At 73.3% G+C, this 7,124-nt stretch carries 6 protein-coding genes; 1 reads left to right on the top strand and 5 read right to left on the bottom strand.

Annotated elements, in window-relative coordinates; genetic code table 11:
• The 5 genes from ACI79D_RS24800 to ACI79D_RS24780 all read right to left on the bottom strand — a co-directional run.
• A partial coding sequence (locus ACI79D_RS24800; RefSeq protein WP_456921202.1) for an epoxide hydrolase N-terminal domain-containing protein occupies positions 1-442 on the bottom strand: 442 nt, incomplete at its 3' end.
• Positions 443-543: 101 nt separating this feature from the next.
• Positions 544-1,773, bottom strand: a complete 1,230-nt coding sequence (locus ACI79D_RS24795; RefSeq protein WP_456921201.1) for an epoxide hydrolase family protein — start codon at positions 1,771-1,773, stop codon at positions 544-546.
• A gap of 151 nt (positions 1,774-1,924) precedes the next feature.
• Complete coding sequence (locus ACI79D_RS24790; protein ID WP_456921200.1) at positions 1,925-2,686, bottom strand: FAD-binding oxidoreductase; 762 nt, start codon at positions 2,684-2,686, stop codon at positions 1,925-1,927.
• Complete coding sequence (locus ACI79D_RS24785; RefSeq protein WP_456921199.1) at positions 2,656-3,258, bottom strand: molybdopterin-dependent oxidoreductase; 603 nt, start codon at positions 3,256-3,258, stop codon at positions 2,656-2,658. The genes ACI79D_RS24790 and ACI79D_RS24785 overlap by 31 nt, the downstream gene beginning before the upstream one ends.
• A gap of 89 nt (positions 3,259-3,347) precedes the next feature.
• A complete protein-coding gene (locus ACI79D_RS24780) occupies positions 3,348-6,164 on the bottom strand; it encodes a helix-turn-helix transcriptional regulator (protein WP_456921198.1) in 2,817 nt (938 codons plus the stop codon).
• 399 nt (positions 6,165-6,563) lie between these two features.
• Here ACI79D_RS24780 and ACI79D_RS24775 point away from each other — a divergent pair, with 399 nt between their 5' ends.
• Positions 6,564-6,956: a DUF6510 family protein gene (locus ACI79D_RS24775; protein ID WP_456921197.1), complete on the top strand. Its 393-nt coding sequence runs from the start codon at positions 6,564-6,566 to the stop codon at positions 6,954-6,956.
• Positions 6,957-7,124 lie beyond the last annotated feature (168 nt).

The raw sequence follows: 7,124 nt of genomic DNA, 5'->3' as shown, positions 1-7,124 counted from the left end.
AGCCCGGCATCGACGGGACCACGACGTGGAAGGCGTCCGATGCGCTCCCGCCGTGCGCCGTCGGATCCACGAGCAGGTCGATGATCTTGAGCTGCTCGATGACCGACCCCGGCCAGCCGTGGTTGACCACGAGCGGCAGCGCGTCGTCGTGCGGCGACCGCACGTGGATGAAGTGGATGTCCAGGCCGTCGATCTCGGTGAGGAACTGCGGGAGGCCGTTGAGCCGCGCCTCGCACCGCCGCCAGTCGTAGTCGGTCGCCCAGTACCGCGCGAGCTCCTGCATCGCCGCGAGGGGCACACCCTGCGACGAGTCGGGCACCGTCTCCCGCTCGGGCCAGACCGTCGCGGCGATGCGCCGGCGCATCTCGGTGAGCGCCTCCTCCGGCACGTCCACCCGGAACGGGCGGACGGCCCGGCTCGTCTCCTGCGCGACTGCAGTCATGCTCTCGCACCTCTCCTCGCCATCTGGGGGGGAATCTGAACGGGCCGCTCGAGGCGGCTCCGAGGACGGCGACGGCGACCCCGGAGCCGCCGGGCCCGTGATCAGCGACGCGGTTGGGGGACCTGGGGGGCGCGCAGCGGACGGAAGGCGGCGCGGACCTCGGCCGTGAACAGCTCGGGCTCTTCCCAGGCGGCGAAGTGGCCGCCCCGGTCGGCCTCGTTGAAGTACGCGAGCGTGGGGTAGCTCTGCTCGGCCCAGGTGCGTGGTGTCCGCCAGATCTCGCCGGGGAACGTGGTGAAACCCACCGGGACCGAGACCTCCGGAGGTGTGTGGCCGGCCGCGGCAGCCGCAGGCGCGTCGGGTCCGTAGCTCTCCCAGTAGGAGCGGGCCGCCGAGGCCCCGGTGCCGGTCAGCCAGTACAGCGTCACGTTGTCGAGGACGTGGTCCCGGGTGAGGTTGCCCGTCGGCTGCCCGTCGACGAAGGCGCGGGCCATCTTGTGGTACGAGTCCGTGTCGTGGTCCAGCATCCAGGCCGCCAGAGCGGCGGGTGAGTCCAGCAGGCCGTAGCCGATCGTCTGCGGCCGGGTGGCCTGCTCCAGGAAGTACGCGAAGCCGCTCGTTCGGAACGTGGCGATCGCCTCGAGCCCCGCGCGTTCCTGCTCCGTGTCCCCCGGGAGCGTGCGACTCAGTGCGGTGACGAGCAGGTTGAGGTGGATGCCGAGGAGCCCGTAGGGTGCCTGGCGACCCATCGCGTCGGTGACGCCGGCGCCCACGTCGCCGCCCTGGGCCACGTAGCGGGGATAGCCCAGGCGGCGCATCAACTCCGCCCAGGCGCGACCGACGCGGGCGACGTCCCACCCGAGCTCGGTCGGCTCGCCGGAGAAGCCGTAGCCGGGCAGGGACGGCAGCACCAGGTGGAAGGCGTCCTCGGCGCGGCCGCCGTGCGCGGTCGGGTCGGTGAGCGGTCCGACGGTCTCCAGCAGCTCGACGACCGAGCCCGGCCAGCCGTGCGTCATGACCAGCGGCAGCGCGTCGTCGTGTGGCGAGCGCACGTGGACGAAGTGCACGTCCACGCCGTCGATCTCGGTCGTGAACTGCGGAAGCGCGTTCAGCTTCGCCTCGCACCGGCGCCAGTCGTACTCGGTCGCCCAGTAGCGGCACAACTCCTGCATGGTCGCCAACTGCACGCCCTGCGAGCGGTCCGCGACCAGCTCCCTGGTGGGCCAGCGCGTCGACTCGATGCGCCGGCGCAGCTCGGTGAGCGCCTCGTCGGACACGTCCACCCGGAACGGGCGGACGGCCCTGCCGGTCTCCTCTGTGATCGCAGTCATGGCTGAGTCCGCCCTTCTCTGTACGGAGTGGCCGTGATCGGGTGCGCGGGCCTGGCCGGCCCGAGCTGGAGGCGTGGGCCCGCGCGCCGGGTGACCGGCTCCACCTGAGCGTGGGCCGACGCCCGCACACGGGTCGGTCGTCGCGTGCCCCTCACGACGGGACGTCCGACCCGCCGAAGCGCTCGAGCCTGATCCGCGACGGGTCGTGACCGCGTTCCACGAGCGCCGTGGCCACGTCCTCCACGAAGGCCGTCGGGCCGCAGGCGAAGACCCGCGCCCCCGTCGAGGGCCCGAAGGCGTGTCGCTCCAGCACGTGGCCGTCGATGCGCCCGGTCGGCCCCCTCCAGTCCGCCGGCGCTTCCCGCGTCAGCGTGACCGTGGTCTCCGGGCCGAGGACGTCCTGGCCCAGGAGGTCGTCGCGCGTGCGGGCCGAGTACAGCAGCCGTACCGGAGTCGAGCTGCCGGTACGGCGGTGGTGGTCGAGCATGGCGAGGAAGGGGGAGACGCCGACACCTCCCGCCACGAGCTGCACCGGTCGCTGCGCGTCGTCCGCCTGCCCGCTCCGGTCGAGGCCGGCCGACCAGACGAAGTACCCGCCGATGGGGCCGCGCAGCTCCACCAGGTCCCCGGGGCGCAGTTCATCGGTGAGGTAGCGGGAGACCTCGCCGTCCGGGAGCCGCTCGACCAGCAGGTGCAGCCGGGGGTCCTCGGGCGCGGAGGCGACCGAGTAGCTGCGCTGGGCCGTGTAGCCGTCCTCGGCGGTCAGCCTCAGGTCGATGTGCTGACCCGGCAGGTGCCCGCGCCACTCCGGGACGTCGAACAGCAGCCGGTGGACGCGTGCGGTCTCGCGGCGGTTCTCGAGGACCGTCGCCCGCAACCAGGTCAGTCGCCGCTGTACCGCTGCTCGCGCCATGGGTCCCCGCGATCGTGGTAACCGAAGGTCTCCCAGAAGCCCGGCTCGTTGACCGGGGTCAACGCGAACCCGCGGAGCCACTTCGCGCTCTTCCAGAAGTAGAGGTGCGGGACCAGCAGCCGCGCCGGGCCTCCGTGCTCCGGAGCCAGCGGCCGGCCGTCGTAGGTGTCGACGACCCACGCGCGCCCGACGGTCACGTCGGCGAGCGGCAGGTTCGTGGTGTAGCCCCCGTCGCAGAAGGCCACGAGGTGTGCGGCCTCGGTCCGGACCTCGGCCAGCAGCGTGTCGACCGCGACGCCTTCCCACCGGGTGTCGAACTTCGACCACTTGGTCACGCAGTGGATGTCCACCGACACCGCCTCGCGCGGCAGGCGCTGGAACTCCTCCCAGTTCCAGCGCCGGACCCCGTCCACCGCCCCCTGGATCGTCAGGTCCCACTCGCTCAGGGGCGTCCGCGGGGTCGGGCCGGCCGACAGCACGGGGAAGTGGCCGCCGACGTCGTACTGGCCAGGGGGTAGTCGCTGGTCCGTGCGCGGCTCCCGCCGCCCGAACCCTCGGGAGACCAGTGACATGGCAGCTCCTCCCGGACGTCACCTCGAGCAGTGCCGACCCTGTCCGGACCGACGGGGCGAGGCATCAGTCAAAGGACCACGACCACCGGTCAGCGGGCGACGGCGCTCGGCGGCATCTCCACGGTCTCGGGCGCCGTGCCGCTCAACGCATCGCGCAGCGCCGCCCGCGAGCTGATGCCCAGCTTCGGGAAGACGCGGTAGAGGTGGGCGCCGACGGTCCGTGGGGACAGGTACAGCCGGCTGCCGATCTGCTTGTTGGACAAGCCCGAGGCCGCCAGCATGGCGATCTGGTGCTCCTGCGAGGTCAGGGCGACCGTTCCCCGCTCAGCGGGGGAGGACCGGTGGGTCAGCCCGGTCGCGCGGAGCTCGTTCCAGGCCCGGTCGGCCCACGGTCGGGTCCCCAGGTCGCGGAAGGTCTCCAGCGCCGCGGTCAGCTGCACGCGCGCGGCGTTGGTCGCCCGCGTCCGCCGCAGGTGCTCGCCGTAGGCGAGCCGGACCCGCGCGCGCTCGAAGGGGTATCGCTCGGCCCCGGGGACGGCGAGGGCACGCTCGAACCGCTCCGCCGCCTCCTCGCCGGACGCGACGAGAGCCGCGGAGCCCGCCAGGAGGACGCCGAGCCTCGGTCGGCCGGTGAATACCCTGGCCCCGCTCATGGCCGCCACGTGCGCAGCGGCCTCGGCGGAACGTCCCGTCCGGACCGCTGCCTCGACCAGGTCCATCACCAGGCGCGGCGTGACCGGGGCGCACGGGGTGGGGCCACCGACAGGGCCGACGGCCGTGAGCTGCCGGTACGCCTCCTCGAAGTCACCTCGCCCCAGAGCGGCCAGTCCGCGGACGTGGTGCGCGAAGTCCTCGAACAGGTGGATTCCTCGCGGCAGCGACCACGCGAGGAGGTCGTCGGACAGGACCCGCACGGTCTCGTCGTCCCCCCTCGCGGCGGCCACCAGGGCCGAGCAGTAGACGCCGAACCGCGTGATGAGCCCGTACCCCAGCTCGTCCCCCCAGGCGATGCCCTGCTCGGCCGTGCACACGGCCTCGTCCCAGCGGCCTGCGTCGAGTGCGTCGTGGCACAGCAGCACCAGGGCCTTGACGGCGGCAGCCGCCGCGCCGCCCTGCCGGCCGTCCCTGATCACCCTCCCGAGCGCTCGGCGGCAGTTGCCGAGGCGATCCGCGTACGAGGCGGCCATGCCGACCCGGACGACGAAGGTGGGATCGAGGGCGGCGTCCACCGAGGCGATCAGCTCGTCCAGCCGCTCGAGCACCGCAGCGGTCGCCCGGACCGGGTCGGCGAGCAGGCTGCTGGACACCGACAGGACCGGTGGGACGTCACGTCCCAGAGCCGTCAGCGCCCGCTCCAACGGCCGCCAGAGCTCCTCGCGACCACCGAGGTGACACACCATCATGAGGCTGTACAGCGCGTCCTCGACCGCGTCGGCGGGCGATCCGTGGTCGACGGCGTGCTCGACCGCCCGCACGAGGATGAGGTGTGCGCTCTCGACGTCCCCCTCCCCGTTGAGCAGGTGGTGGGCAGAGGCGACCGCGACCTCGAGGGATCCCGCCGTCCCGGGATCGGCCGTACGCGCCTCGCACAAGAGTCGGGGGACGGTCCGGAGCTCCCCGGTCGTGTCGGCTGCCACGAACGCCGCCGCGGCCAACCGGCGCGCTCGGTCCGGTCCGGTCGGTGTCAGTCCGGCCGCCTGGAGCAGGGCTCGGACGGCACGGACCGCATCCCCCCTCCGTCGTGCCCGGTGCGCCGCGGTCTCGAGGAGGTCGGCGGCCCGGGCGTCGAACCCCACGACAGCCTCGGCGAGGTGCCAGGCGCACTCTTCCGGCCGGTCGACCAGCACGTGGGCCAGGGCCCCGTGAGCGCGCCGGATCTCTCCGCTGGTCGAGATCTCGACCGCCGCAGAGCCGATCAGCGGGTGCCGCAGCAGCACCCGCTGACTGCCCAGGTCGATGCGCACCAGCCGAGCCCTCTCGGCCGGCGCGAGGTCGTCGAGCCACTTGTCGTCGGCAGCTGCCGCGCGCAGCGTCCGGAGATCACCCGTCCCCTCGAGGGATGCGAGCAACAGCAGCCTGCGGGTCGTGGCGGGCAGGTCGGCGAGCTGCTGCACGAAGACCTGCCGGAGGTGCCTGCTCAGCGGTAGAGCCGGAGGGAGGGGGGCGGTGCCGGTGCGCTGGGCCTCGGTCATGACGGCAGGCAGTTCCAGCAGGGCCAGCGGGTTGCCCGCGGATGCCGACAGGACCCGCTGACGGATCCGTGGGTCCAGGACGGGGAACCGGGCCTGCAACAGGTCCGCGGCGGCGTCCTCGTCCAGTGGTGGCACCTCGAGCTGGGGGAGACCAGCCTGGAGCAGGACGCTGTCGCTCCCCGTCCGAGCCGCCGCCAGGAAGCCGATACGACTGCGGTGCACCCGGCGAGCGACGAAGCCGAGGACCCGGACGCTCGATCGATCCAGCCACGGCAGGTCGTCCACGACGATGAGAACCGGCCTCGACTGCGCGCCTGTCCTCACGAGGGCGAGGACGGCGGCCGACACCAGGAGCGGGGGCAGGGGGCTGCCGGAGCCCAGACCGAGGGCCACGTCGAGCGCCCGGCGGTGCGGCTCGGCGAGTGCGTCGACGTCGTCGAGAAGGGGGAGGAGGAGTTGGTGCAGCCCCGCGAAGCCCACCTCGGCCTCGAACTCGACCCCCGCCGCCCGCAGGACCGTGGCCCCCGACGCCTCAGCATGCCGCGCGGCGGTCTCCAGCAGAACGGACTTGCCGACGCCGGGTTCGCCCGTCATCAGCAGCACGTCGTCCCGGGCGAGAGCACGCTCGACGAAGGAACGGAGCACCGCGGACTCGGCTGACCTCCCGACCAGCAGGACCCCGTCGTTCCGGTCGGACGGCGCGATGTCGGGCATGGAGCCCCTCCCATGCGTCACCGGGGATGTCGAGACCTCGTGTGGTGGATGCCGTCGAGCTGGATCGAGGGGGGTGGAGAGTGAGAGTCTCTCTCACCCAGCCGGAGGGAACCAGGGACTTCGGTCTCGGCGGGGGTCCCGCGCGGCAGTCGGATGACGGATGCGCCGGCCACGACTGCGCTGCCACGGTCAGCAGACCGTGATCCGTCCTGGCCGCCGAAACGGGCAGGCGTGCACCGGCAGCGGGACGACCGACGACCGAGGTGGCACCCCGGATGGCGACGTACCGGATGGTCGACGGGGACGACGGGAAGGTCGTGCGGGAGACGTGGATCGATCCGCCCGCCGACGATCCTGCCCGCTGACCGGCAGCCGGGCGGTGCACGGTCATCTGTACTCGTGCTCCGTCCCCGCGCCGAGGAGGTGTGCACGAGACCCCGGGCCGGACCGATCGACCACGAGCCGGCCGGGTCGGCCGGATGGGAGGTGTGTCCCGTGACGGATGTCCCCGGGTCGCCTGAGCGGCGCCTGGACGGAAACGCGGCGGGTGGGGTGCTCGGCGAGGTCCTCGCCGTGGACCCGACCACCGCCGTCTCGACCTGCGTGCACTGTGGCGCCTCGGGGCCTCTGGGGCAGCACCTCGTCTACGCCGATGCCCCTGCGCTCGTGCTCCGGTGCCCGAGTTGCATGCAGGTGGTGCTCCGGTGCGCATCGGACACGGCGGGACTGCGCCTGGAGATGACGGGGGTGCGGCTGCTGAGGATGACCCGTGAGGGCGGCGGCTCGCTGTGAGCCGGAGGGGACTCGCGGTCACCTGCGAGCCGGGGACCGTCCGGGCCGCCGGGCCGCGAGCCGCGATGAGAGCGGCCGCGGGGGGGGGGGGGGGGCGGGGGGGGCGCCCCCGGGGCGGGGGGGGGGTGGGTGAGGGAGTGCGCGGGGGGGTCGAGAGCCGTTGAATAT

Source organism: Geodermatophilus sp. SYSU D00708, from assembly GCF_054050115.1.
This window is presented reverse-complemented; position numbering and strand designations above follow the sequence as displayed.

Bases quoted from the DNA above. Each gene is read 5' to 3' on its own strand.
- ACI79D_RS24795 (WP_456921201.1), bottom strand. From the start codon at position 1,773: ATGACTGCGATCACAGAGGAGACCGGCAGGGCCGTCCGCCCGTTCCGG.
- ACI79D_RS24790 (WP_456921200.1), bottom strand. From the start codon at position 2,686: ATGGCGCGAGCAGCGGTACAGCGGCGACTGACCTGGTTGCGGGCGACG.
- ACI79D_RS24785 (WP_456921199.1), bottom strand. From the start codon at position 3,258: ATGTCACTGGTCTCCCGAGGGTTCGGGCGGCGGGAGCCGCGCACGGAC.
- ACI79D_RS24780 (WP_456921198.1), bottom strand. From the start codon at position 6,164: ATGCCCGACATCGCGCCGTCCGACCGGAACGACGGGGTCCTGCTGGTC.